Here is a 554-nt window from a genome sequence, read left to right on the forward strand (position 1 = left end):
CCGCGCCGCGGTCAGCGGAACAAGCGCTTGAGCGTGCGCCCGAGCCAGCCGCCTTCCTCGTGTTCGCGGGCGAACTTGTTGAGGTGGCGCTTGACCTGTTCGGCGTAGGCCTTGTCGTCGCCGCGGATGTGGTTGAACAGCCAGCGCGAGAGCATGTTGCGCAGCTCGTCGGTGATGTCCTCGCCGGCCTCGAAGCGCATCCGATATTCGGAAACGCGCTTGATGAACACCTCGTGCACGCGCTTGTGCGCGGCGCAGAACGGGTAGCCGGCCTCCTCCATCAGTTCTTCCTCGAAGGCGAAGTGCGACAGGGTGTAGTCGATCAGCTCGTCGATCACCTCGCCGACGGCGACCCGCTCCAGGCTCTTCTGGGTCACGTGCAGGTGATTGAGCATCTCCACGATGCGCATGTGCTGGCGGTCGATGACCTCCACGCCCGTGTTGAGATCGTCCTGCCAGACCAGAAGTGCCAACGCCGTTTCTCCAGATGAGTGCTGTCGGGGCGCACTCTAGGGACTGTCTCTTATACCACATATGAAGCTACCGACGAAGAA

General features: G+C 62.3%; 1 protein-coding gene. It reads right to left on the minus strand.

Annotation, left to right across the window (positions count from 1 at the left end; genetic code table 11):
- Window positions 1-11 precede the first annotated feature (11 nt).
- Complete coding sequence (locus ABB22_RS15925) at window positions 12-473, minus strand: bacteriohemerythrin (RefSeq protein ID WP_055770103.1); 462 nt, start codon at window positions 471-473, stop codon at window positions 12-14.
- Window positions 474-554: the final 81 nt, after the last annotated feature.

Source organism: Stenotrophomonas nitritireducens (assembly GCF_001431425.1).
Classification (GTDB): Bacteria; Pseudomonadota; Gammaproteobacteria; order Xanthomonadales; family Xanthomonadaceae; genus Stenotrophomonas; species Stenotrophomonas nitritireducens.